General features: G+C 72.1%; 20 protein-coding genes. 9 read left to right on the top strand and 11 right to left on the bottom strand.

Going from position 1 to position 24,379, the window contains the following annotated elements; translation table 11 throughout:
- The first annotated feature begins 141 nt into the window (after positions 1-141).
- Positions 142-2,076, top strand: coding sequence for an NAD-binding protein (locus ACF07B_RS19925; protein WP_392179889.1), 1,935 nt, complete (start codon positions 142-144; stop codon positions 2,074-2,076).
- 200 nt (positions 2,077-2,276) lie between these two features.
- Here ACF07B_RS19925 and ACF07B_RS19920 read toward each other — a convergent pair whose 3' ends face one another.
- Positions 2,277-4,106, bottom strand: coding sequence for a S9 family peptidase (locus ACF07B_RS19920; RefSeq protein ID WP_392179833.1), 1,830 nt, complete (start codon positions 4,104-4,106; stop codon positions 2,277-2,279).
- Positions 4,107-4,324: 218 nt separating this feature from the next.
- On the opposite strand from ACF07B_RS19920, the gene ACF07B_RS19915 reads away from it, so the two are divergent.
- Entirely contained in the window at positions 4,325-4,699 is a 375-nt protein-coding gene (locus tag ACF07B_RS19915) for a nuclear transport factor 2 family protein (protein WP_392179832.1), read from the top strand.
- A 49-nt stretch (positions 4,700-4,748) separates the two neighbouring features.
- The gene (locus tag ACF07B_RS19910) at positions 4,749-5,606 is read left to right on the top strand and encodes an SURF1 family protein (RefSeq protein WP_392179831.1); all 858 of its coding nucleotides are present in this window, start codon (positions 4,749-4,751) and stop codon (positions 5,604-5,606) included.
- A gap of 54 nt (positions 5,607-5,660) precedes the next feature.
- Here the strand turns inward: ACF07B_RS19910 and ACF07B_RS19905 are convergent, their stop codons facing one another.
- The 7 genes from ACF07B_RS19905 to ACF07B_RS19875 all read right to left on the bottom strand — a co-directional run bounded on the left by ACF07B_RS19905 (position 5,661) and on the right by ACF07B_RS19875 (position 12,381).
- On the bottom strand, positions 5,661-6,794 hold the full coding sequence (locus ACF07B_RS19905; protein ID WP_392179830.1) for a hypothetical protein: 1,134 nt from the start codon (positions 6,792-6,794) through the stop codon (positions 5,661-5,663).
- A complete protein-coding gene (locus ACF07B_RS19900) occupies positions 6,791-7,456 on the bottom strand; it encodes a SigE family RNA polymerase sigma factor (protein ID WP_369481027.1) in 666 nt (221 codons plus the stop codon). The genes ACF07B_RS19905 and ACF07B_RS19900 overlap by 4 nt, the downstream gene beginning before the upstream one ends.
- 514 nt (positions 7,457-7,970) lie before the next feature.
- On the bottom strand, positions 7,971-9,032 hold the full coding sequence (locus tag ACF07B_RS19895) for an aspartate-semialdehyde dehydrogenase (RefSeq protein ID WP_369481028.1): 1,062 nt from the start codon (positions 9,030-9,032) through the stop codon (positions 7,971-7,973).
- Positions 9,029-10,321 carry an aspartate kinase gene (locus tag ACF07B_RS19890; protein ID WP_392179829.1) on the bottom strand — a complete coding sequence of 431 codons (1,293 nt, stop codon included), beginning with the start codon at positions 10,319-10,321 and terminating at the stop codon, positions 9,029-9,031. Before ACF07B_RS19890 ends, ACF07B_RS19895 begins: the two co-directional genes overlap by 4 nt.
- 352 nt (positions 10,322-10,673) lie before the next feature.
- Positions 10,674-11,333 carry a DUF5063 domain-containing protein gene (locus ACF07B_RS19885; RefSeq protein WP_369481029.1) on the bottom strand — a complete coding sequence of 220 codons (660 nt, stop codon included), beginning with the start codon at positions 11,331-11,333 and terminating at the stop codon, positions 10,674-10,676.
- Entirely contained in the window at positions 11,326-11,925 is a 600-nt protein-coding gene (gene recR / locus ACF07B_RS19880) for a recombination mediator RecR (RefSeq protein WP_362395560.1), read from the bottom strand. Before recR ends, ACF07B_RS19885 begins: the two co-directional genes overlap by 8 nt.
- Positions 11,926-12,036: 111 nt before the next feature.
- Positions 12,037-12,381, bottom strand: a complete 345-nt coding sequence (locus tag ACF07B_RS19875; RefSeq protein ID WP_326786519.1) for a YbaB/EbfC family nucleoid-associated protein — start codon at positions 12,379-12,381, stop codon at positions 12,037-12,039.
- A 298-nt stretch (positions 12,382-12,679) separates the two neighbouring features.
- Here ACF07B_RS19875 and ACF07B_RS19870 point away from each other — a divergent pair, with 298 nt between their 5' ends.
- Positions 12,680-13,423: an SLATT domain-containing protein gene (locus ACF07B_RS19870; RefSeq protein WP_392179828.1), complete on the top strand. Its 744-nt coding sequence runs from the start codon at positions 12,680-12,682 to the stop codon at positions 13,421-13,423.
- A gap of 188 nt (positions 13,424-13,611) precedes the next feature.
- On the opposite strand, the gene ACF07B_RS19865 is transcribed toward ACF07B_RS19870, so the two are convergent.
- Positions 13,612-15,711, bottom strand: coding sequence for a protein kinase (locus ACF07B_RS19865; RefSeq protein WP_392179827.1), 2,100 nt, complete (start codon positions 15,709-15,711; stop codon positions 13,612-13,614).
- A 261-nt stretch (positions 15,712-15,972) separates the two neighbouring features.
- Here ACF07B_RS19865 and ACF07B_RS19860 point away from each other — a divergent pair, with 261 nt between their 5' ends.
- The 3 genes from ACF07B_RS19860 to ACF07B_RS19850 all read left to right on the top strand — a co-directional run bounded on the left by ACF07B_RS19860 (position 15,973) and on the right by ACF07B_RS19850 (position 19,048).
- A complete protein-coding gene (locus tag ACF07B_RS19860; RefSeq protein WP_369481032.1) occupies positions 15,973-17,328 on the top strand; it encodes an aspartate aminotransferase family protein in 1,356 nt (451 codons plus the stop codon).
- Between the two features lie 170 nt (positions 17,329-17,498).
- On the top strand, positions 17,499-18,194 hold the full coding sequence (locus ACF07B_RS19855; RefSeq protein ID WP_362395546.1) for a GntR family transcriptional regulator: 696 nt from the start codon (positions 17,499-17,501) through the stop codon (positions 18,192-18,194).
- A gap of 203 nt (positions 18,195-18,397) precedes the next feature.
- On the top strand, positions 18,398-19,048 hold the full coding sequence (locus ACF07B_RS19850) for a hypothetical protein (RefSeq protein ID WP_362395543.1): 651 nt from the start codon (positions 18,398-18,400) through the stop codon (positions 19,046-19,048).
- Positions 19,049-19,133: 85 nt separating this feature from the next.
- Here the strand turns inward: ACF07B_RS19850 and ACF07B_RS19845 are convergent, their stop codons facing one another.
- Positions 19,134-19,424 carry a DUF3303 family protein gene (locus ACF07B_RS19845; protein ID WP_392179826.1) on the bottom strand — a complete coding sequence of 97 codons (291 nt, stop codon included), beginning with the start codon at positions 19,422-19,424 and terminating at the stop codon, positions 19,134-19,136.
- Positions 19,425-19,671: 247 nt separating this feature from the next.
- A complete protein-coding gene (locus ACF07B_RS19840; RefSeq protein ID WP_392179825.1) occupies positions 19,672-20,742 on the bottom strand; it encodes a LacI family DNA-binding transcriptional regulator in 1,071 nt (356 codons plus the stop codon).
- 343 nt (positions 20,743-21,085) lie between these two features.
- Here ACF07B_RS19840 and ACF07B_RS19835 point away from each other — a divergent pair, with 343 nt between their 5' ends.
- Complete coding sequence (locus ACF07B_RS19835) at positions 21,086-23,023, top strand: glycoside hydrolase family 127 protein (RefSeq protein WP_392179824.1); 1,938 nt, start codon at positions 21,086-21,088, stop codon at positions 23,021-23,023.
- A gap of 43 nt (positions 23,024-23,066) precedes the next feature.
- On the top strand, positions 23,067-24,305 hold the full coding sequence (locus tag ACF07B_RS19830) for an extracellular solute-binding protein (RefSeq protein ID WP_392179823.1): 1,239 nt from the start codon (positions 23,067-23,069) through the stop codon (positions 24,303-24,305).
- Positions 24,306-24,379: the final 74 nt, after the last annotated feature.

Genomic DNA, 24,379 nt, shown 5'->3' with positions numbered 1-24,379 from the left:
ACTCGACCTGCAACGGGAAGTCGCCTTGCCGCGAACCCTGTTGCCGGGTCTCTCACTGGAACCACCCGTATCCGTGCGGCAGTCTTCTCCTTCGTGGGGAATCTTCCGTCTCAGAACGCGTCGAGCGACGCCGCCGAGCACATGGTGGTGGCCGGGGACGACGCCCTGGCCCAGCGACTGGCCGCCGAGTTGCGTGGGGTGTACGGCGAGCGGGTGACCCTCGTGGTGCCGCCCGCGCAGGGCGGGGTGCGACCGCCGGTCGTCGGGCGGCCGCGGGGCACCGCCCTGCTCGACCGGGTGTCCGCGGCGGTCAACCGGACCTCCGGGAACGGCAACGGCAACGCGGGAGGGACCGGCGCGGACGACGAGACGCCCGGATCCGAGCGGGTCGTGGAGGCCGCCGAGCTCACCGAGGTGGCGCTAGCCCACGCCGGTGTCGAGCGGGCCACCGCGCTCGCCCTCGTCTACGACGACGACGAGACCAACATCCGTGCCGCCCTCACCGCCCGGCGGCTCAACCCGCGGATCCGGCTGGTTCTGCGGCTCTACAACCGGCGTCTCGGACAGCACATCGAGGCCCTCCTCGACCAGGCCTCGGCCCTGGCCGCCGGGGGCACCCCGGGGGCGGGCGCCTCCCCGGCGGGCGGGGACACCGACGCCTACGACGCCTCCACCACCGTGCTGTCCGACGCCGACACGGCCGCGCCCGCTCTCGCCGCGACCGCCGTGGCCGGCACCAGCAAGGTCGTCCAGACCGACGGGCTGATGCTGCGCGCGGTGGAGCGGCCGCCGCCCGGTCCGGGCGAGGTCACCGATCCGGGGCTGTGCACACTGGCGTTGCTCTCCGCCACGACCAACGACCCCGCCGGCGCCGACGGTTCCGAGAGCAGTGGTGCGCAGGGGCCCCAACTCCTGCCCGACGAAAGGGCGGTGGCCGCCGCCACCGGGCGCGGCACCGTCGTCCTGGAGAACGTGTCGTACTCCGGTCCCGAACTGAACGCCGGACGAGGGGTCGTGCCGTGGTTCGGCTCGCTGCTGTCGCGGCGGCTGCGCTGGTCGTTCGTGGGGCTCGTCGCGTGTGTGGTCGGGCTCGCCGTGGCCTCGATGCTGGTCACCGGGGAGCATCCGCTCCAGGCCACGTATCTGACCCTGCTCGATCTCTTCGCCATCAACGACCCGGCAATCGGGCGGCCGATCGGGCGGCAGATCCTCCAACTCTGCTCGGGGCTGGTCGGGTTGCTGCTCCTTCCGGTGCTGCTCGCCGCCGTGCTGGAGGCGCTCGGCACCTTCCGCAGCGGGACCGCTCTGCGGAAGCCGCCCCGCGGGCTGTCCGGACATGTGGTGCTGCTCGGGGTAGGCAAGATCGGCACGCGGGTGCTGGCGCGGCTGCGTGAACTGCGTATCCCCGTGGTGTGCGTGGAGGCCGACCCGGAGGCCCGGGGGCTCGCGCTGGCACGGAGCCTGCGCGTGCCCGTGGTGCTGGGGGACGTCACGCAGGAAGGGGTGCTGGAGGCCGCCAAGATCCACCGTGCGCACGCGCTGCTCGCGCTGACCAGCGCGGACACCATGAACCTGGAGGCCGTGCTCTCCGCCCGCACGCTGAAGCCCGATCTGCGGGTCGTCCTGCGGCTGTACGACGACGACTTCGCGACCGCGGTCTACCGCACCCTCCGGGCCGCGCATCCCGGCGCGCTCACCCGGAGCCGCAGCGTGTCCCATCTGGCCGCGCCCGCGTTCGCGGGGGCGATGCTGGGGAGACAGATCCTCGGGTCGATTCCCGTCGAGCGGCGGGTCCTGCTGTTCGCCGCGGTGGACGTGGGCGGGCATCCGCAGCTGGAGGGGCGCACGGTGGGTGAGGCGTTCCGGGCGGGGGCCTGGCGCGTGCTCGCGCTGGACACGGCGACTCCCGAGGAGCGCCGGGCGGACCCGGCGTCCGGGGCGCGCGGTCCCCGGCTGGTGTGGGACCTGCCCTCCACCTATGTCCTGCGGCCCGAGGACCGCGTGGTCCTCGCCGCGACCCGGCGGGGACTGGCGGAACTGCTGGGCCGACGGCCCCGGCAGCGCGCAGAGGCATAGACGGGCCGGGGGCCTGGGGCGGGGTCAGGGCTTGGGCTAGAGCGGGGGCGGGGCAGGGCTGGGGCGGCCACACGGCCCCCGTCCCGGTCCCGGAACAGCCGGCACCATCCCCGGCCCAGGACAACCCGCACCAACCCGGTCCCGGGGCACCGCACCAAGTCTCTGGTGGAGCCCCGGGACCCCCGGTGAGCACTTCGGTGTCACCTGCCCAGGTGTCGTTCCGCGAAGTCGAGTTCCAGGCGGACCTGCTTGATGCGTTCGTCGACGACCAGGGAGCCGTGGCCCGCGTCGTAGCGGTAGACCTCGTGGACGGCTTCGCGGCCGGCGAGGCGGGTGACGTAGTTGTCGATCTGGCGGATGGGGCAGCGGGGGTCGTTGACACCGGCCGAGATGTACACGGGGACCTTGACCGCGTCGACGTAGGTCAGCGGGGAGGACGCCTCGAAGCGTTCGGGCACCTCTTCCGGGGTGCCGCCGAGGAGCGTGCGGTCCATCGCCTTCAGCGCCTCCATCTCGTCCTCGTACGCCGTGACGTAGTCGGCGACCGGGACGGCGGCGATGCCGAGGGCCCAGGCGTCGGGCTGCGTGCCCACGCCGAGGAGGGTGAGGTAGCCGCCCCAGGAACCGCCGGTGAGGATCAGCCGGTCGGGGTCGGCCAGGCCGGAGGCGACCGCCCAGGCACGGACCGCCGCGATGTCCTCCAGCTCGATGAGACCGACGCGATGCTTGAGCGCGTCGGTCCACGCGCGGCCGTAGCCGGTGGAGCCGCGGTAGTTGACCCGGACGACCGCGTAGCCGTGGTCGACCCAGGCCGCCGGGCCCGCCGCGAACGAGTCGCTGTCGTGCCAGGTCGGGCCGCCGTGGATCTCGAAGACGGTGGGCAGCGGGCCGGTGGTCCCGGCCGGCTTCTGGATCAGGGCGTGGATGCGGCCGCCGGGGCCCTCGACCCAGACGTCCTCCACGGGGACGGAGCCCGGGGACTTCTGGCCGGGCGGGTCCAGGACGACCTCGCCGGTCGTCGAACGGACGGCCGAGGGCTCGGCCGCCGACGACCACAGGTACTCCACCGTGCCGTCCGGGCGGGCCGTCGCCCCTGACACCGTGCCGGGCGGGGTCGGGACGCGGGTCAGCTCACCGGAGGCGAGGTCGTAGCGCCACAGGTCGCTGCGCGCCTCGAAGCTGTGGGCGATGAGCAGGGCGGAGCCGTCCGGATACCACTCCGCCGCCACGTCACCGGGCAGGTCGAGGCCCAGGTCGGTCTGTTCGCCGGTGGCCACGTCCCACACCAGGGGCTCCCAGCGGCCGCGCCTCTGGTGCCCGATGAGCAGCCGGCTGTCCCCGTCCACGGGGGCGAAGCCCAGCACCTCCAGGCCCAGCTCGACCGTGCCGCCCTCGGTGTCGTCGAGCTCGGCGACCGCCGAACCGTCCGGGCGCAGCACCCTGAGCGCCGAGTGCATCGCGTCGCCGTGCTCGGTGTGCTCGACGGCGATCAGCGAGCCGTCGTGCGAGAGGTCGCCGACCCCGGCCGACTCCCGGTGCCGGTAGATCTCCACCGTGGCCTCACCGGAGCGGGCCACATGGATGGTCGATCCGTCGTCGTCCGTCGAGCGGCCCACGACGGCCGTACGCCCGTCGCGGGCAAGGGCCAGGCCCGCCGGGTAAGAGGGGTCGAGGCCGGGAATCGCCGGCTCGTCGGCAGCGCCCACGACCAGGGCGGCGCCGAACGGGCGGCGGCGCCAGATGCCGAACTCGTCGCCGTCCTTGTCGTCGAACCACCAGATCCACTCGCCGTCGGGCGCGAGCACCCCGTCCGTCGTGCCGTTCGCCCGGTGGGTGACCTGGCGCTGCTCGCCTGTCGCGCGGTCCCATGCGTACAGCTCGTACGTCCCCGTCGCGTTCGAGACGAACAGGGAGCGGTGCGGGGCGTCCTCCGCCCAGTCCGGCAGCGACACCCGCGGTGCCCGGAAGCGCTTCTCCCAGTCGGGCATGTCTGCCTGCTGCGGCTCGGTGGACCTGGTGCTCTCAGTCATGGCCCCATAGTGCCTGGCCCGGCCCGCCTCGCGCCGGGGAGGTCCCCAGCCTGTGGAAAACCTCGCGGCCCCCGCGTACGCCACTGTCCGCCGAACGGCATGCGAAGCCACCCCGCGCCCCGCGAACGAGGTCGGGGGCGGTCGTTCCGCAGGGCCGTGTGCGCAGGTCAGGGGCGCTGTCGGGGGCGTTGTCAGTGGCGGGGTGCAGACTTTTCCGCATGACCGATCCACGCAAGGCCGTCGAGAGCTACTGGGCCGCCGCGGACGCCCGGGAATGGGAAGCGTTCGCGGAACTGCTCGCCGAGGACGTCGTCTACACCCTGCCGCAGACACGGGAGCGCGTCAGCGGCCGGGAGCGGTACGTCGAGTTCAACCGCGCGTACCCGGGCGACTGGCACGTCCGGATCGAGCGCGTCATAGCCGAACCCGGTCAGGCCGTCACCTGGACCCACGTCACGGTGGGCCTGGAGGAGATGCACGCGATCACGTTCTTCACGGTGGACGCGTCCGGCCGTATCGCCACGGTGACCGATTTCTGGCCCGAGCCGTACGAGCCCCCGGCGGGCCGGGACCATCTGGCCGAGCGGTACTGAGCGGGCCCCACGGGCGAGTCCGGCTCGGCCGCCCCGTACCGTGGACGGCGTGTACCGGTTCCTGCTGACGCCCCGCTGGTGGGGGATCAACGTCTTCGTGCTGTTGGCCATCCCCTTCTGCGTCTTCATGGGGTCGTGGCAGTTGGGGCGGTTCGAGGACCGGGTGCAGGACCACCGGACGGCGGACGCGGCGGCCTCGGCCGCCAGAACGGACCCGGCACGGCCACTGGCCTCGATGCTGCCCGTGACCATGCAGACCTCCGGCAGGCAGACCACCGCGACGGGCCGGTACGACAAGCAGTTGCTGGTGCCGGGCCGGGAACTGGACGGCAGGAGCGGGTTCTACGTCCTGACGATGCTGCGGGTCGACGGCGGCAAGGCGCTTCCCGTCGTCCGGGGCTGGCTGCCCGGTACGGCGGACGCGGCGAAGGCCCCGGCCGCGCCGACCGGCGAGGTCACGGTCACGGGCGCCCTCCAGGCCTCCGAGAGTCCCGGTTCGAACGGTGTCAGCGCTGTCGGCGGGCTTCCCCCGGGGCAGACGGCCGCGATCAGCGCCTCGTCGCTGGTCAACCTCGTGCCGTACACCCCGTACGAAGCCTGGATCACGCTCGACAAGGCCGACGCCGGAATGAAGGCGGTGCCTCCGTCCGCGCCGGCGAACTCCGGCCTCGACCTCAAGGCGTTCCAGAACCTCGGCTACACCGGCGAGTGGTTCGTCTTCGCGGGCTTCGTCGTCTTCATGTGGTTCCGGCTGCTGCGCCGCGAGGTCGAGTTCGTCCGCGACGCCGAACTGGGACTGCTCCCCGATGCCCAGGAGAACCCGGCCACCCCCGAAACTCCGGCCGGCCCGGAGAACGGGTCCGAGGAGACCGGCGTCACCGCGGTCGGGCCGTCCACGACGGCCTGACAGGGCGGCGTCGCCCACGCGCCGCCGCCCGATGCCGTGCTCGTCAGCTGTCCGTCAGGACGATGCCAGGATCCCCGTGCGGTACACCGTGCCCGCGCAGGCGTTGGCCACGGTGACCGATGACGTCGCGCCACCTGTCGCCGCCGTGCTGGAGACGACGACGCTGCCGTCCAGCGTGCCGTCCTCGACGAGAAGCTGGGGTGAGGTGCCGGCCACCGCGGAGTCGGTGGTCGTGCCGCCGGTCTCGCCGGTGCCCTGCGTCGGGGTCGGGGTCGGTGTGGGCTCCGGCGCGGTCGGGCACGTCGACGAGGGCACCCAGGCGAACTTCACCACGTACGAGGCACCCGGCTGGAGCACCAGGGAGGTGACCTCCGTGGAGGGGTCGGGCAGCCCTCCGGCCGCGTCGCCCCCCACATGCGTCGCCACACCGACGTTCGCGCCGTCCGCCGCGCCCTGGGGGAGCGCGCTGACCGTGCCGGCGCCGGTGACCGTGCAGGCGGAGGCGGAGACGTTCGAGACGGTGAAGGAGCCGTAGACCGCGCCGGTGGAGTCCGGCGCCCCGGCCGTGCCGGAAGCACCACCGAGCTGGTCCGCGGTGCACGTGAGGGCGGCCGAGGCGGAGGCCGAGGGATCGATGCCGCCCGCTCCGGCGCCGCCCGCGTCCTTGTCCTTGCCGCCCGGTGACTCCGTCTTGCCGCTGTCGCCGCCACCCGCGGACGTGCCGGACGAGCCGCCCGAGTCCTTTCCGGAACCGCCGCCCGAGCCCTTGCCCTGGCTCGCACCGCCCTGGGCCTGTGAGCTGTTGGCCGCGATGGACGGGTCGGGGTTGGACCCCGAGGAGTTGGAGACGTGGACGAACGCCGGGATCGCCGTGCCCATGAAGAGTGCCGCCGCCGCCATGCCGACCACGGCCTGACGCTTGCGGGCGCGCCGTGCCGGTACCGCCCGGCGCAGATGGTCCAGCGTGCCGTCGGTGGGTTCGATCTCCTGAACGGCCTGGTGCAGCAGCCGGCGCAGTGCCAGTTCGTCGCTGCCGAGTCCTTCGGATCCCAGTCCGTCCATGTCCGGTGTTCCGGGCTGTTCGTCGGGGCCGTGGTTCACATTTCCGTTCCCAGCGTGCGATTGCTTGTGCTCGTGGTCCGGGCGCCCCTCGTCCTCGGGGCGCCGCCGATCGTCGTGCTCGCTCATGCCGAAGCCCCCATGGCGACGCGGAGCGCGGCGATGCCCCGCGAGCCGTACGCCTTCACCGAACCCAGGGAGACACCGAGCGTCTCGGCGACCTGGGCCTCGGTCATGTCCGCGAAGTAACGCAGCACCAGGACCTCGCGCTGGCGCCGCTGGAGGCCCTTCATCGCCTTGATCAGGGCGTCGCGCTCCAACTGGTCGTACGCGCCTTCCTCGGCGCTCGCCATGTCGGGCATCGGCTTCGAGAGGAGCTTGAGGCCGAGGATGCGCCGGCGCAGGGCCGAACGCGACAGGTTGACGACGGTCTGACGCAGATAGGCGAGCGTCTTCTCCGGGTCCCGGACACGCTTGCGCGCCGAGTGCACCCGGATGAAGGCCTCCTGGACGACGTCCTCGCAGGAGGCCGTGTCGTCGAGGAGGAGCGCCGCGAGACCGAGGAGCGACCGGTAGTGCGCCCGGTAGGTCTCGGTCAGATGGTCGACGGTCGTGCCCGCCACCAGGTCTTCGGCGCCGTCACGCTGGTTCGGGATGCGGGCGGGCCGCGCTGAGGGCATGGGCGCGATCACCGGCATGCCGCCGGGAGCGCCCGGACCGCGGGGTCGGCGGGGTGGACGCAGGGCGATGCCCCTCGTCTGGACCGCGGTGAATTCGAGTACCTCTGCCACGCCAGTTGGACACACGTCCCCCCGTGAGGGTTGTACGCGAACGTCATCGCATTCGTGCCGTGTGCCACATCGGCCGGAGCCCCGCCCTTCGGAATACCCCCCGGACCCCCCGCCGTCACACGGACCCGCGCGCGCGGCAGTGCACCAGATGCCCTCATGTGTAACAGCTCTTCCCCTGTGCCCAATGCTCTGCCGCCCCCCGGACGCCCCTGAATGGCGACGGCGAAGACGCTCACGGCCCCACGCGCGGTTGCGCCGGGGCGGCAGCAAAATCTTCGGACGCCGACACGGGTTCATTCAAGGGTTCTGGACCATTAAGTTGATCACTGAACCGACAGGGATCCTACAAACGTACCCTCCGCGGGGCACCGGAATTACGGCCGGAGGGCGCCGCGAGCGCAGAACCTGCGGAGCCGGCCCCCCGGCGGAGAACCGGACCCACGGGGTCCTGATGACCGGATCCACGGCTCCTGATGATCCACGAGGCCCTGACGGTCCACCAGGTTCCGGCGGTCTACGAGGCCCTGCTGATCTCGGCCGCCACCAGCTCGGCGATCTGAGCGGTGTTCAGGGCGGCGCCCTTGCGCAGGTTGTCCCCGCACACGAAGAGTTCGAGGGCCGTCGGGTCGTCCAGTGCCCGGCGGACCCGGCCCACCCAGGTCGGGTCGGTGCCCACCACGTCCGCGGGCGTGGGGAATTCGCCGGCGGCCGGGTTGTCGAAGAGCACGACGCCGGGCGCGGTGTCCAGGATCTCCCGGGCCTTGCCGACGGTCACCTCGTCCTGGAAGCGGGCGTGCACCGTCAGGGAGTGCGTGGTGACGACGGGAACGCGGACGCAGGTCACGGCGACTTTCAGCCGGGGCAGCCCGAGGATCTTGCGGGTCTCGTCGCGTACCTTCATCTCCTCCGAGGACCAGCCGTCCTCGGCGAGCGACCCGGCCCACGGCACCACGTTCAGGGCGACCGGCTCCGGGAACGGACCGGTGGCGTCGCCCACCGCCCTGCGTACGTCACCGGGGCTGGTCCCCAGTTCCGTACCGGCGACGAGGGACATCTGCCGGCGCAGGGTGTCGACGCCCGCCCGGCCCGCGCCGCTGACCGCCTGGTACGAGGAGACGACGAGTTCGCGCAGCCCGAACTCGGCGTGCAGGGCGCCCAGCGCCACGATCATGGACAGCGTCGTGCAGTTCGGGTTGGAGACGATCCCGCGCGGGCGCACGCGCGCGGCGTGCGGGTTCACCTCGGGGACGACGAGGGGCACTTCCGGGTCCATCCGGAAGGCGCCGGAGTTGTCGACGACGACCGCGCCCTTGGCCACGGCGATCGGCGCCCACTGGGCGGCCACCTCGTCCGGGACGTCGAACATGGCGATGTCGACCCCGTCGAAGGCGTCCTCCGACAGGGCCGTCACCTCGACCTCCACACCGCGCACGGCCAGCTTGCGGCCGGCCGAGCGCTGCGAGGCGATCAGTCGGATCTCACCCCAGATGTCCGCGTGCTGGGACAGGATCTGGAGCATGACCGTGCCGACGGCCCCGGTCGCTCCCACGACCGCGAGCGTCGGTCGTCGGGTCATCGCCCGGTGCCTCCGTAGACGACGGCCTCGTCGCTGTCGGAGTCGAGTCCGAAGGCGCTGTGCACGGCGCGTACGGCCTCGTTGACGTCGTCGGCGCGGGTGACCACGGAGATACGGATCTCGGAGGTGGAGATCAGCTCGATGTTGACCCCGGCGTCGGTGAGCGCCTCGAAGAAGCCGGCCGTCACACCCGGGTTCGTCTTCATGCCGGCGCCGACGAGCGAGATCTTGCCGATCTGGTCGTCGTAGCGCAGCGACTCGAAGCCGATCACGCTCTTCGCCTTCTCCAGGGCGTCGATGGCCTTGCGGCCCTCGGTCTTCGGGAGGGTGAAGGAGATGTCCGTCAGGCCCGTCGTGGCCGCCGACACGTTCTGCACGATCATGTCGATGTTGATCTCGGCGTTGGCGATGGCGCGGAAGATCGCGGCGGCCTCGCCCGGCTTGTCCGGGACACCGACGACCGTGACCTTGGCCTCGGAGGTGTCGTGAGCGACACCGGAGATGAGAGCCTGCTCCACCTTCTGGTCCCCTTGCTGCTGTGTCTTGTGAACGAGCGGTGCGCTGCTGACCCAGGTGCCCTGAAGTCCGCTGAAGGACGAGCGCACATGGATCGGGATGTCGTAGCGGCGGGCGTATTCCACACAGCGGTGGAGCAGCACCTTGGAGCCGGAGGCGGCGAGCTCCAGCATGTCCTCGAAGGCGATCCAGTCGATCTTCTTCGCCTTCTTCACCACGCGCGGGTCTGCGGTGAACACGCCGTCCACGTCGGTGTAGATCTCGCACACCTCGGCCTCGAGCGCCGCGGCCAGCGCGACGGCCGTGGTGTCGGACCCGCCGCGGCCCAGCGTGGTGATGTCCTTCTTGTCCTGCGAGACGCCCTGGAAGCCGGCGACGATGGCGATGTTGCCCTCGTCGAGCGCCGTACGGATCCGGCCCGGGGTGACGTCGATGATCCGGGCTTTGTTGTGGACCGAGTCGGTGATGACGCCTGCCTGGCTGCCGGTGAAGCTCTGGGCGCTGTGGCCCAGGTTCTTGATCGCCATCGCCAGCAGGGCCATGGAGATCCGCTCTCCGGCGGTCAGCAGCATGTCGAACTCCCGGCCGCTGGGCATCGGAGATACCTGCTCGGCGAGATCGATCAGCTCGTCCGTCGTGTCGCCCATCGCGGAAACGACCACGACCACCTGGTGGCCGTTCTTCTTCGCTTCCACGATCCGCTTGGCGACGCGCTTGATGCCCTCGGCATCGGCTACGGAGGAACCTCCGTACTTCTGCACGACAAGGCCCACGTGCGCTCCTCGCTCAGTCCGTCTCTGCACCGCAATACCGCGGTCGGCTCAGTCTAACGAGCGGCCGGATTTCCCTTCCCGGGTACCGCATCGTGAGATGTCCCGCTCACGACGTGATCACTCCGGGCTGTCAGGTCGGTAAGGGAGGTCCGGCCGCTCCGAGACGGCACCTGCCCGTGCCGGAGCCCCGCCACTCCGAACGTGCCCCAGCTCACACCACGGACGGACGGGATGCGGCCGTCGGCACAGCGGCGACCTCGCCGGCGGCCGGCGGACCCGCACCGGAGCGCCGTCGGCACGGCGGGCCCTCGCCGGAACGCGGTCGGCACAGCGGGCCCTCGCCGGCGGTCGGTTACTTGACCGTGCGCAGGCCGAGCGGTCCCGCGATCTCCTCCGCCATCACCTTGCCGGCCTCTTCCGCGAGCGCCTCCTCGCCGATCTCCTGATCGGTGTCGAGGCCGTCGAGCTCCTCCAGGGGCTGGTTCAGCCGGACGTGGGCCACCACGGACTGCAGGGCGCGCAGCGTCGCGGAGGCGGTGGAGCCCCAGTTGGAGAAGTAGGAGAACTGCCACCACCACAGGGCTTCCGTGGTGCGGCCCGCGCGGTAGTGGGCCATGCCGTGGCGCAGGTCGGTCATGACATCGGCGAGGTCGTCGGAGATACGGGCCGGGACCGGGGCCTTGCGGGGCTCGTAGGGGTCGAAGACCTCGGAGTAGACGTCGATCGGCTCCAGCATTACGGCGAGACGCTCGCGGAGATCGTCCACGTCCCCCTCGGGGCCGAGGTCCGGCTCGTAGCGCTCGTCGGGAACGATGTCCTCGTGGGCGCCGAGGCGGCCGCCGGCCAGGAGGAGCTGGGAGACCTCCAGCAGAAGGAAGGGCACGGCCGAGTCCGGCTCGTCGCCCTTGGCCACCTCGTTGACGGCGACCAGGAAGCTCTCCACCTGGTCCGCGATCTGAACGACGAAGTCGTCGGGGTCCGGGCTGGTCGCGTGCAGCGTGGCGTCAGACATCTAGAAGTCGTCTCCCCTCGAAGGCGCGGCCGAGTGTGACCTCGTCCGCGTATTCCAGGTCGCCACCCACCGGGAGGCCGCTGGCCAGGCGGGTGACCTTGAGGCCCATGGGCTTGATCATGCGGGCGAGATACGTGGCCGTGGCCTCGCCCTCCAGGTTCGGGTCCGTGGCCAGGATGAGCTCGGTGACCGCGCCGTCGGCCAGGCGGGCCAGGAGTTCCCTGATGCGCAGGTCGTCCGGGCCGACGCCCTCGATCGGGCTGATCGCGCCGCCGAGCACGTGGTACTTGCCCCGGAACTCGCGTGTCCGCTCGACCGCGACGACGTCCTTCGGTTCCTCCACGACACAGATCACCGTGAGGTCGCGGCGCGGGTCGCGGCAGATGTTGCACAGCTCCTCCTGCGCCACGTTGCCGCAGGTCGCGCAGAAGCGGACCTTCGCCTTGACCTCCATCAGGCACTGCGCGAGCCGGCGGACGTCCGTCGGCTCGGCCTGCAGGATGTGGAAGGCGATCCGCTGCGCGCTCTTGGGACCGACGCCGGGGAGCCGCCCCAGTTCGTCGATGAGGTCCTGAACAACGCCTTCGTACAACGGACTGCCTTTCCGAGTGCTCCGGTACCGCCTGGTCCCGTCCCGCTGTTCTTCCTACTGCTCTTCCTGCTGTTTCTTCCTGATGCGTACGGTAGTTGGATGCCGCCGGTCTTAGAAAGGCAGACCGGGGATACCGCTGCCGCCGCCGAGCCCCTGGGTGAGCGGGCCGAGCGTCTGCTGCTGGAGCGCCTGCGCGTTCTCGTTCGCCGCCTGGACGGCCGCGACGATCAGGTCGGCGAGTGTCTCGGTGTCCTCGGGGTCGACCGCCTTCGGGTCGATGACCAGGGCGCGGAGCTCTCCGGAGCCCGTCACGGTCGCCTTCACCAGGCCGCCGCCCGCCTGGCCCCCGACCTCGGTCCGCGCCAGCTCCTCCTGCGCGTTCGCCAGGTCCTGCTGCATCTTCTGGGCCTGCTGCAGCAACTGCTGCATATTGGGCTGGCCACCACCGGGAATCACGATCAGCTCCTGGTTTCGAGTACGGCTGTCCGAGCGTTTTCTCCTGTCCAGCATGAGCCTACGTGGTCGACGGGCCCGTCGCCCAAGCACTCTTTCGAGTGACATCACAGCAGCGCCTATACCTGATCAAGGCCCACTTCCGGGCGGAAAAGCCGGTAAACCCGGTCCATCGCCACCCATTGAGCGGTAGGAAGGGGGCCGGCGCATTCGCACCACGCGTCACACGACGTCACGCGCTGTCGGTGCCGTCACGGTCGTCACCGTCGTCCCCATCGCCGTCGTCAACTAGGAGTGCCGGGTGAGTCAGCCGGAGATGCAGCCGGAGGGGCCGCTCCAGGACGGGCGGAGCGAGGGCGCGGCGGGGCTGCGGCCGGGCGACCTGACCGGTCGGCCGTTTCCGCTCGGCGACTGGGGGGAGCCCGCCGAGCGGCTCCACGAGCTCTACCGCTGGGTGGAGCAGGGGGCGCTCGACACGGCCGCCTGGTATCTCTCCGACCGCGTGTGGAAGCGATGGACGGCGCGGGTGCTGCGGTCCGGCGCGACGCTGGGGGCCGTCGCCGGGGCCGCGCTGCCGCTGCTCGACCTCACCGGACCGGTGCGGGGGGCGGCTCCGTGGGGATATCTGGCGCTGCTGCTCGCGGTCTCCTGCGTCGCCGTCGACCGGTTCTTCGGTGTGACCTCCGGGTGGATAAGGGATGTGGCCACCGCCCAGGCCGTGCAGCGACGGCTCCAGGCACTTCAGTTCGACTGGGCCTCCGAGAGCGTCCGGGAGGTCCTCGGGCCCGCCGACGGAACGGCCAGCGAGGCGGCCGACCGGTGCATCGGGGTGCTGCGGAGGTTCTCGGAGGACATCACGGAACTGGTGCGCACCGAGACGGCGGACTGGATGGTGGAGTTCCGCACGGCACCGGCGCCCCTGGGGATCCAGTCCTCGTCGGCGGGAGCGCCCCGGCCCGAGGGACCGTCGCTGAACGGGCGCACCCCGCTGCCCCCGGGCACCCGCCCGAACATGCCCCGCCAGCGCCCGCCCGAGCCCCGATAGGCAGGGCGCCACGGCGTCAGCCGGCTCCGCGGATCCTCGGCCCGACCGGCGCACGTTGCCGCCGTACGGCTCCGGCCGGAAACGGCCCACGCACGGGAAGTGAACGTCGGCGGGCGTGGACGGTACGGCGGCCGGAGCCGCGCCGGGGTCCCGGGCTAGGCCCGCGGCACCCCTGCGCGGTTCCGGGCTCAGCCGCTCTTCGTGTAGGTCAGCTCGGCCTCGGCCGCCGAGCCGGTCTTCGCCCGGCGCAGCCGGCCGTCCGTCAGGAGAGTGATCTCCGAGGCGTCGCCCGGCTTGCAGGACGGCGGTGCCCCGACGGTGACCTGGGAGGGGCCGATCTCCAGCGGCCCGCCGGCTCCCGGGGCCGAGGCGAGCGTGGCCTGGAAGACACAGTGGTAGTTGCCGCCGTCCGCCGTGACCGTCAGCACCGTGTCCCCGACCTCGCCCTGCTGGATGGTCATCCGGCGGGTGTGGTGTCCGCTCTCGTTGTCGATGACCGCGTCCCAGGTGCCGAGGAACGCCTGCGGGACGGTGCCCGCCTGTGTCGTCTGCTCGCTGGGCGTATCGGAGGTGGTGCCCGGCGGCTGCGACGCGCTCTGCCCCGGTGTCGTCGCGCCGGAGGCCGGGGTGGACGCCTTCGGGTCGTCCTGGCCGCCTCCGCCGCCGCGGCCGTTCAGCAGCGCGAACACGCTGCCGCCCGCGCCGAGCGCGACGACCAGGGCCACGACCACGAGCAGGGCCGTGGACCGGCCGCTGCGGTGCTGGGGCTCCGGGCCGAGGGGGGCGACGCCGGGACCGTACGGAGGGGTCGCGCCGTAGGGCGGGGTCGCGCCGCCGGGACCGTACGGATGGGCGGCCACACCCGGACCGTAGGGAGGCGTCGAGCCGTAGGCCGGCTGGGCCGCGCCCCAGCCGGCCTGCGGGTAGCCGTACGCGGGGTGGGCCGGACCCTGGCCGGGGGCGTGCGGGTGCTGCTGCGGATAGCCGTACGCGGGGTGCGGGCCGGCCGGCGCCGCCGGGGGAGGTGTCGTGCCCGAGCCCGCGATCATGGTCGGGAGGTGGTTCACGGGGCCGGGCTGCCCCGGAAGCGGCGGGGCGCCGCCCTCGGCGGGCGCGTGCTCCGGGGAGGCCTCGCTGGACGCGGCGGGCGCCGAGGAGGAGGCCGAGGGCGTCGAGGAGGCGGCGGAGGCCGAGGAGGAGGCGGGCGAACCGGTCGGCGGCTTGGAGAAGTCGGGGGCGGCGACGGGTGCCGGCGGGAGGGCGGGAGCGGAACCGGGCCCGGGCGGGAGCGCGGGAGCGAAACCGGGCGCGGGGGGCAGGGCGGGAGTGGAACCGGGCGCCGGAGCACCGGGCTGCGCCGGTCCCTGGTCCGGGTTCTCCGTGTCGAGCAGCCGTACGGCGTGCCGCCCGAGCTGGGCCACCAGCGAGCCGGGCAGCCAGGGGTCGAGGGTGCGTCCCTCCGCGACGGTCTCCTCCGCGCCCGTGCGCTCCAGGATCTCGTCGAGCCCGGGCCGGGCGCCGGGGTCCTTGCGCAGACAGTCCCGCACGACGTCGGCGAGCCCCTCGGGCACCCCCGTGAGGTCGGCCTCCTCCTGCGCGATGCGGAACATCATGGCGTGCACACCGCTGTTGGCCGCGCCGAACGGAAGGGCGCCGGTGGCCGCGTACGACAGGACCGAGCCGAGGCAGAAGATGTCGCACGCGGGTGTGACACGGTCGCCGCGCACCTGCTCGGGGGCCATGAACCCGGGTGAGCCGACGAGCGCCCCGGTGTGGGTGAGGCCGCCCTCGGTCAGCGTCTCCAGGGCGCGCGCGATGCCGAAGTCGATGACCCGGGGGCCGTCGATGGTGACGAGGACGTTCGAGGGCTTGAGGTCACGGTGGATGAGGCCCGCGGCGTGGATGTCCTTCAGCGCGTGCGCGAGGCCCGCGGCGAGGATGCGCACGGAACGCTCGGGCAGCGCGCCGTGGTCGCGTCCGACGACGGCCTGGAGCGAGGGCCCCGCGACGTAGCCGGTGGCCACCCACGGGATCGGGGCCTCGGTGTCCGCGTCCAGGACGGGCGCGGTCCACAGCCCGCCGACCCGGCGGGCGGCCTGCACCTCCTGGCGGAAGCGGGCCCGGAACTCCTCCTGCTCGGCGAGTTCCGGCCGGACGAGTTTGACGGCGACGGTACGTCCCCGGTCGGACCGTGCGAGATAGACGTGGCCCATCCCTCCCGCACCGAGTCGCGCCAGCAGTCGGTACGCCCCGATCTGCTGCGGATCCCCTGCCCCCAGCTTCTCCATGGCAGTGCCCACCCTCCCCCATATGTGTGCAACAGACCGAGGATAGTGCGCCGTACCGGGAGCCGGGCGGGGTGGTGTCTACGGTTCCGTCACGACTGATGCCGTTTTGGTAACGGGTCCCACCGTTGTCCTTGACGTCCCCCGCCGGGGACCGCCCCGCGCGGTCTCCCGGCCAAGCCCGACAGTCTGTCGCGGAAAGCCCCCGACCACAGACAGGACGCCGATATCGCGCCCGGTCGGCGGACATTTACGCTTCGCCGCATGACCCCTCAGCCCAACCCCCAGGCCGGCGCCGCCGTGAAGGCCGCGGACCGCGCGCACGTGTTCCACTCCTGGTCCGCGCAGGAGCTCATCGACCCGCTCGCCGTCGCAGGCGCCGAGGGATCGTACTTCTGGGACTACGAAGGCAAGCGGTACCTGGACTTCACCAGCGGGCTCGTCTTCACCAACATCGGCTACCAGCACCCGAAGGTCGTCGCCGCGATCCAGGAACAGGCCGCGACCCTGTCCACGTTCGCGCCCGCCTTCGCCGTCGAGGCGCGTTCGGAGGCGGCCCGGCTGATCGCCGAGCGGACCCCGGGCGACCTGGACAAGATCTTCTTCACCAACGGCGGCGCGGAGGCCGTCGAGAACGCCACGCGGATGGCCCGGCTGCACACCGGTCGTCCGAAGGTGCTCTCCGCCTACCGCTCGTACCACGGTGCCACCTCCACCGCGATCAACCTCACCGGTGACCCCCGGCGCTGGCCGAACGACAGCGGCGCGGCCGGTGTCGTCCACTTCTGGGCGCCCTTCCTGTACCGCAGCCCCTTCCACTCCGACAGCGAGCGGCAGGAGGGCGAGCGCGCGCTCCAGCACCTGGAGGACACGATCGTCTTCGAGGGGCCGGGGACCATAGCGGCCATCATCCTGGAGACGATCCCGGGCACCGCGGGGATCATGACGCCGCCGGCCGGCTACCTCGCCGGGGTGCGGGAGATCTGCGACCGCTACGGGATCGTCTTCGTCCTGGACGAGGTCATGGCCGGGTTCGGCCGCACCGGCAGGTGGTTCGCCGCGGACCACTACGAGGTGACGCCGGACCTGATGACCTTCGCCAAGGGCGTGAACTCCGGCTACGTGCCGCTGGGCGGCGTGGCGATCTCCGCCGAGATCGCCGAGACCTTCGCCAGGCGGCCCTACCCGGGCGGGCTCACCTACTCCGGGCACCCGCTGGCCTGCGCCGCCGCCGTCGCGACGATCAACGTCATGGAGGAGGAGGGGATCGTCGGCCAGGCGGCCGCCATCGGCGAGACCGTCCTCGGCCCGGGGCTGCGCGAGCTGGCCGAGCGGCACCCGAGTGTCGGCGAGGTGCGCGGCACGGGCGTCTTCTGGGCGCTGGAGCTGGTGAAGGACCGGGAGACCCGGGAGCCGCTGGTCCCGTACAACGCGTCGGGCGAGGCGAACGCGCCGATGGCGGCGTTCGGCGCCGCGGCCAAGGCCCGCGGTCTGTGGCCCTTCATCAACATGAACCGCACCCACGTCGTACCGCCGTGCAACATCACCGAGGCCGAGGCCAAGGAGGGTCTGGCGGCCCTGGACGCGGCGCTGTCCGTGGCGGACGAGCACACGGTGTGAGCCTGTAGGGGTTCCCACCCCGGTGGGGGTCGGCCTGCCGGTTCCCCGCGCCCCTTCGGGGGTGCCGGGGAGTCCGTGCGCCGGCCCCCACGGCGTATGGTGTCCTGCTCGTAGAGATACGCGAGTAGATACGCGCACCGACCCACGCGACGGGGAGTGAGACCACCACCATGGCCCGCACCGGCGGCAGTGGCGCCGTAACACGCAGCACCCTGCGGCAGCAGATCGCCGACGCGCTCCGTGACGAGGTGCTCGGGGGTCGCCTCCGGCCGGGCCAGGAGTTCACGGTGAAGGAGATCGCCGAGCAGTACGGCGTGTCCGCCACCCCGGTCCGCGAGGCCCTGGTCGACCTGTCGGCCCAGGGGCTTCTGGACGCCGACCAGCACCGCGGCTTCCGCGTGCACGAGTACTCGGGCGCCGACTACCGCGGCATGATCGAGGCGCGCAGCCTGATCACGGAGGGCATGTTCCAGAACCTCGTGGCCACCGGCATGCCCCAGGCCGACGACCCCCGCGCGCTCGCCGCCCTCGCGGCCGTCCGGCGCCGCGGCGAGGAGGCCCAGCGCGCGGCCACCGCCGGCGACCTGAAGATCCTCATCGGCTACGACCTCCGTTACTGGCGCGAGCTCAGCAACCTGTTCGGCAACGCCTATCTCGCCGACTTCCTGCACCGGATGCGGGTCCAGTCCTGGGTCTGCACGGTCCAGCATCTGCGCCACGTCTCCGACCTCAAGGGCCACCTGTGGTCCGGCCACACCGAGCTGGTGGACGCCCTCGCGCGCCGCGACGCCGACGGGGCGCGGGCGATCGTGACGGCGTACAACGAGCACGCGCTCACCCTCATCGAGCGCCTCGACGCCCCCTGAGCCGCGGTCCGGGCACGGATCGTCCCGTTCCCGTGTCTGAGGACACCCCTCGCGGGCGATCGGGGGGATGGGGAAGCGGCCCCGGGAGCGGCCAACCCCGGCCACCGGGAGCCCTACTTGTGCACCGGCCTCTTCACAGGACCGCCACGCGCATTACGCTGCCCTGACCACCCTGCACCCCAAGGAGCAAGAGGAGCCGTCTGTTGGCCTGTGACCTGTGGTTGGTCCCGCTCGTCGACGTGCTGTGCCACACCCCCGACAACCCCTTCGCCGAGGAACTGGCGCTCTACGACAAGGTGCTCGCCGAGGCCGGGCTTCCCCCGGTTCCGGTGTACGCGTACATGCCGGGCCTGTCGGGTGACGTGGCCCCGGTCGCCGGATTCGACTACGACGCGCTGCACTTCCTGCGCCGCGCCTACCTGCTCCAGATGTGCGGGCTCGCGGTGGCGCCGGTCGATGAACTCGGCGGCGACTACGAGCAGTTGCTGGAGATGTTCGAGACGAACGCCCAGCAGTCCCATCTCGTCTGGCACTACGACCACGCGGGCGCCTACGTTCCGGTGGAGTTCCCGCACCCGCTGGCCAACGACGAACTCCTCGCGGGCGGCGGGCCCCTGGGCTCGTCCCAGGCCCTCCTGCGCGAACTCGAGTTCGTGGCCCCCTCGATCGGCATCGACCCGGCGAATCCGCCGACGCCGCCGCAGCCCCCGAGCGCCCCGACGGAGCTGGAGGAACCTGCCGCTCCGGCCCCCTACGACTCCAGCCCCTTCGCCCGTGAGCGTCACGTCTGGCTGGGCCTGCACGCCGCCGCGACCCGGAGTCTCGCCCAGGGCTCCATGATCGTCTTCAGCTGATCCGGCCGTCTCACGGTGCGGGGCCCGGCCACGGGCCCGCGTGGCCCCGCACCGGCGGAGACGGAACGTGCCCGGCTGCCGGTCGTCAGCCCAGCTCGGACAGGCCCTTGTGGAGATCCTCGGCGTTCATGACGGGGGAGAGATCGATCCGGGCGCCGAGCTCCATGAAGAACGGCTCCGCGAACGCCGGAATCCGGCTGCTGTCCTGGAGGTCGAAGACCATGTAACAGGCGCGGCTGCCCTCGTGGGTCGTGAAGTAGGTCGCCTCCGGCTTGAGCCGCTCCATCGTCTCCCGCATCAGCTCCGGAAGCTTTCCGCTCCGGATCAGCTCGTTGGCCTTCTCCGTGTCCATGGTCGCCCTGAGCATCACGCGCATCGCACTCTCCTTGTCCGTCGGCAGACGCACGCAGAAGAACCCGAACGTGCGCTTTCAGGCTGTTCCCCCCGCCGACGGCGTTTTCACGGAGGCGGCCCGGACGTCACTCTCTCCATGGAATCCTCCCTCCCCGAACGGGAGGGGATTCCTGGCTCAGGCTGGCTGAGACCCCAGCCGCGCCGCTCGTGGAACGGGCGCTCGCTCAGGGGATGGCGCGAGGAGCGGACCGGACCGGAAGCCCGACCCGTCAGCTCGACTCGCGCACCACAAGCCGGCAGGGAACCGTGTGGACGCCCCCGTGCCCCGGTTCCGTGCCGTCCTCGGCGTCGGCGTCGGCGTCCGCCTCGGATCCGGCATCGGCGTCGATGGCCTCCAGGAGGCGCAGCGCGGCGATCCGGCCGATCTCGGCGAGGTCCATGTCGATGGTGGTCAGCGGCGGCCGGCAGGCCAGCGCCATGGTGTCCCAGTTGTCGTAGCCGACGACGGCGATGTCGCCGGGAACGTCCACACCCCGCTCGCGGAGCGCGTCGGCGACACCCCGGGCGATCTGGTCGTTGCCGCAGAAGAAGGCGTCGGTGTCCTGGGCCGTGCGCAGCACCGCGTCGGCGGCCCGGCGTCCCCACCCCTCGCTCCACTCGCCGAAGTGGACGCGTCCGGTGGCCAGTCGCAGCGAGGAACGCCCGAGGTGCTCGACCGCGTGCCGGGCGCGGTCGCGGGCGGCGGCGTGGTGCTCCGGGCCGGTGACATGCGCGATCCGGGTGCGGCCCGCCGCCAGCAGGTGTTCCACCGCGAGCCGGGCGCCGCCCCGGTCGTCGGAGACGACGGAGGTGTCGGCCGGGTCGGTGGACGGGGAGAGCGCGTAGACGATGGGGATCGGGTCGACGCCGGTGAGTGGCGGGCGCGGGTCCGTGCGGCGGCCCGTGACGATGATGCCGTCCACCCTGCGGTCCATCAGATTGCGCAGATGGTGCTGCTCACGGATCGAGTCGCCCCGGGTGTCGCACAGCAGCACGGAAATCTTCCCGGCGCCGAGCGCGTCCTCGGCGCCGAGCAGCACCGGGGTGGAGAAGCGGCCGATGCCGTCCGTCGTCATCAGTCCGACCGTCCAGCTCCGGCCGGTGTGCAGGTTCCGCGCGTGCTGGTTGGGCCGGAAGCCGAGCGAGTCGACGGCGTCGAGAACCCGCTGGCGGGTCTCGGGCCGCATCCGCCCGCCGCCGTTCAGCGCCTTCGACGCCGTGCCCACACTGACCCCCGCGAGGGCGGCGACGTCGGCGAGCTTGGCCCGGCCGGCAAAGGACGAGCGCGGGGCAGAGGTCACGGGCAATCCTTTTCCTTCGCGTCGACCAGAGCGGCAAGGGCCCTCGTCGACGACATTGGCTACCCCATCGTGCCAGCGGCCAGGTATCCGGGCCAGAGCCGGAGCAGCAGAGAAAATATTGCGCCGCGACCCTTGACCCCTTCCGCCGCCTCCCCTCTACTTTCCGGCAGGAAAACGGTTGCTCAAACGAGTTCCCGAGCAGCCGGCCGCACGCCTGTCCGAGCACCCCGCCGCCCGTGGTCGGGCAGCCGGCCGCACCCTGCCCGTACCCGGGCGCCCTGCCGTACCCGTCCTCGAACACGTCACGACCCGTCGAACGCGTTCCGACGAGAACCGGAGAACCATGCCCCGCACACGCTCCGCCGCCCGCCCCGGCACGGGACCCGTCCACCCCACTCCCGGTGCCCGTGGGGCGCTGCGCCCCGCGCCCGCCACCATCGGCGGCGGCTTCTGGCACACCCGCCGTGAGGTCAACGCGCGCACCTCCATCCCCCAGGGCCCGGACCTGCTGGAGTCGGCGGGCAACCTGCACAACCTGCGGCTGGCGGCGGGCACGGCCGAGGGCGTGTTCCGGGGCGTGTACCCGTTCCTCGACACCGACGTCTACAAGTGGCTGGAGGCCGCCGCCTGGCGGCTGGCCGAGGAACCCGCGGGCGCCCTCGCCGCCGAGGTGGACCGGATCATCGCCCTGGTCGCCGCGGCCCAGCAGCCCGACGGCTACCTCAACACGTGGTTCCAGCTGCGCGGGAACGGCGAGCGCTACCAGGATCTGCGCTGGGGCCACGAGCTGTACTGCGCGGGCCACCTCATCCAGGCGGCCGTGGCCCACCACCGCACCACCGGGCGCCCCGAACTCCTCGACGTGGCCCGCCGTTTCGCCGACCACATCGACACGGCGTTCGGCGTCCCGGACAGCGGAAAACCCCTGGACGGCATCGACGGCCACCCCGAGATCGAGACCGCGCTCGTCGAGCTCTACCGGGAGACCGGCGAGAACCGCTACCTCGCCCTGGCCGCGTACTTCGTCGACCGCCACGGCCACGGACTGCTCGGCGGCGAGGCCTACTGCCAGGACCGCGTTCCGCTGCGCGAGGCGACCACCGTCGAGGGCCACGCCGTACGGCAGTTGTACCTGCTGGCGGCGGCGGCCGACCTGGCGTCCGAACAGGCCGACACCGAACTCCGCGCGGCCACCGAGCGGTTGTGGCAGGCCATGGTGGCGACCAAGACCCACCTCACCGGCGGGCTCGGCGCCCACCACGACGAGGAGGACTTCGGCGACCCCTACGAACTCCCCAACGAGCGTGCCTACTGCGAGACCTGCGCCGCCATCGCCTCCGTCCAGTGGAGCTGGCGCATGGCCCTGCTCACCGGCGAGGCCCGCTACGCCGACCTGATCGAACGCACCCTCTACAACGGCTTCCTGGCCGGGGTCTCCCTGGACGGCGAGCGCTGGCTGTACGTCAACCCGCTCCAGGTCCGTGACGGCCACACCGACCCCGGCGGCGACCAGTCGGCCCGCCGCACCCACTGGTTCCGCTGCGCCTGCTGCCCGCCCAACGTCATGCGGCTGCTGGCCTCCCTGGAGCACTACCTCGCGTCCACCGGCCCGGACGGTCTCCAGATCCACCAGTACGTCACCGGCGAGTACCGCGCCGAGCAGGCCGGCGCCCCCGTCGTCGTACGCGCCGAGACCGACTACCCGTGGCACGGCACGATCGCCCTCACCGTCGAGCAGACGCCCGACGCCCCCTGGACCCTCTCCCTGCGTATCCCCCAGTGGTGCGGCTCCTTCCGCGTCCACGACGGCGAACGGACCTACGACGGCACGAACGCGCCCGTCCGGGACGGCTGGCTGCGCCTGGAGCGGACCTGGGCCCCGGGCGACCGGGTGATCCTCGAACTCGCCCTGGACGCCCGGCTCACCGCCGCCGACCCGCGCGTGGACGCCGTACGCGGCTGCGCGGCGATCGAACGCGGCCCGCTCGTGTACTGCCTGGAGCAGGCCGACCACCCCGGCGGCGGCCTGGACGGCATCGTCCTCGACACCGCCCGCCCGCTCGCCGTCAAGCAGCGCCCCGAACTGCTCGGCGGCGTCACCACCGTGCTGGCCGCCGGACACCGACGCGAGTTCCCCGACGACGGCTCCTGGTGGCCCTACCGCCCCGCCGGTCACACGGCGGCCCCGGCCGGCGACCCGGTCGAACTCACCGCGATCCCCTACTACGCCTGGGCCAACCGCGAGGACGGCGCGATGCGCGTCTGGCTGCCCACGTCCTGATCCGCACACCTCTCTGCCCGTCTCCCGACAACGAGGTCACCCCGTGAGAAGCACCCGCCGCACCCTGACCGCAGCCATAGCCACCGCCTGTGCCCTCGCCACCGTCACCGCGTGCGGCGGCGGCTCCGGCTCCTCCTCGTCCGGTACGTCCTCGACGTACACCTTCTGGGACCCGTACCCGCAGTTCGACGCCTCGTCCGACTGGGGCAAGCGCGTCACCGCCTGCGGCACCGAGGCCGGGGTCAAGATCAAGCGCACCGCGTACGACACCACGGACCTGGGCAACAAGGCGCTGCTCGCCGCCCAGCAGGGCAACGCTCCCGACGTGATGCTGGTCGACAACCCGGTCGTCTCCACCCTCGTCGAGGCGGGCATCCTCACCAGGACCAGCGACCTCGGCCTCGACACGTCCGCGATCCAGAAGAACATCATCGGCGCGGGCACGCTCGACAACGCTGCCTACGGCGTCCCCATCGGCGCCAACACCCTCGCCCTCTACTACAACAAGGACGTCCTCTCCGCCGCCCACGTGGACCCGTCCGGCATCAAGGACTGGGCGTCCCTGACGGCGGCCCTCAAGAAGATCAAGGCGGCGGGCAAGAAGGGCATCACCTTCTCGGCGATCAACACCGAGGAGGGCAGCTTCCAGTTCCTGCCCTGGTTCTGGGGCGCCGGCGCGGACCTCACCCGGCTCGACTCCGCCAAGGGCATGGCCGCCCTCACCCTGTGGAAACAGTGGGTCGACGAGGGCTACGCCCCCAAGGACGTCCTGAACAACACCCAGACCACCAGCTGGCAGGAGTTCGCCACCGGGGACTACGCCTTCGGCGAGAACGGCACCTGGCAGCTCGCCAACGCCGAGAAGGCCGGATTCCCGTACGGAATCGTCAGCATCCCCGCGCGGAACGGTGGTTCGGCGCCGGTCCCCACCGGCGGGGAGTTCGTCACCGTTCCCGTGCAGAAGGACACCGGCCGCTACGACACCACCAAGAAGATCGTCACCTGTCTGACCAGCGCCGAGAACCTCCTGGCGAGCGACACGACGCTGACCTATGTGGCGCCCACCGCGGCGGTCCAGGCCCAGCAGGTCAAGGCGAACGCGAAGCTCGGGCCGTGGGTGGACGCGGTGGCGTCGGCGCGGGGCCGCACGAGCGGCGGCCTGGGCACCAAGTACCCCACCATCTCGCAGCAGTTGTGGACCGCCGTCCAGGCCGCCCTCTCCGGCTCCAAGACCCCCGCCGCCGCCCTGTCCGACGCCCAGACCTCCGCGTCCAAGGGCTAGCAGCCCCGTCCCACCCCTGGGTCTCCGCCCCAGACCCCGCTCCTCAAACGCAGGAGGGGCTGAATTTTCCCCGG

Origin of the sequence: Streptomyces sp. NPDC015532, from assembly GCF_043078065.1 — a bacterium.
Classification (GTDB): Bacteria; Actinomycetota; Actinomycetes; order Streptomycetales; family Streptomycetaceae; genus Streptomyces.
The sequence above is the reverse complement of the archived record's forward strand: the minus strand, read 5'-3'. Positions and strand labels throughout refer to the sequence as shown.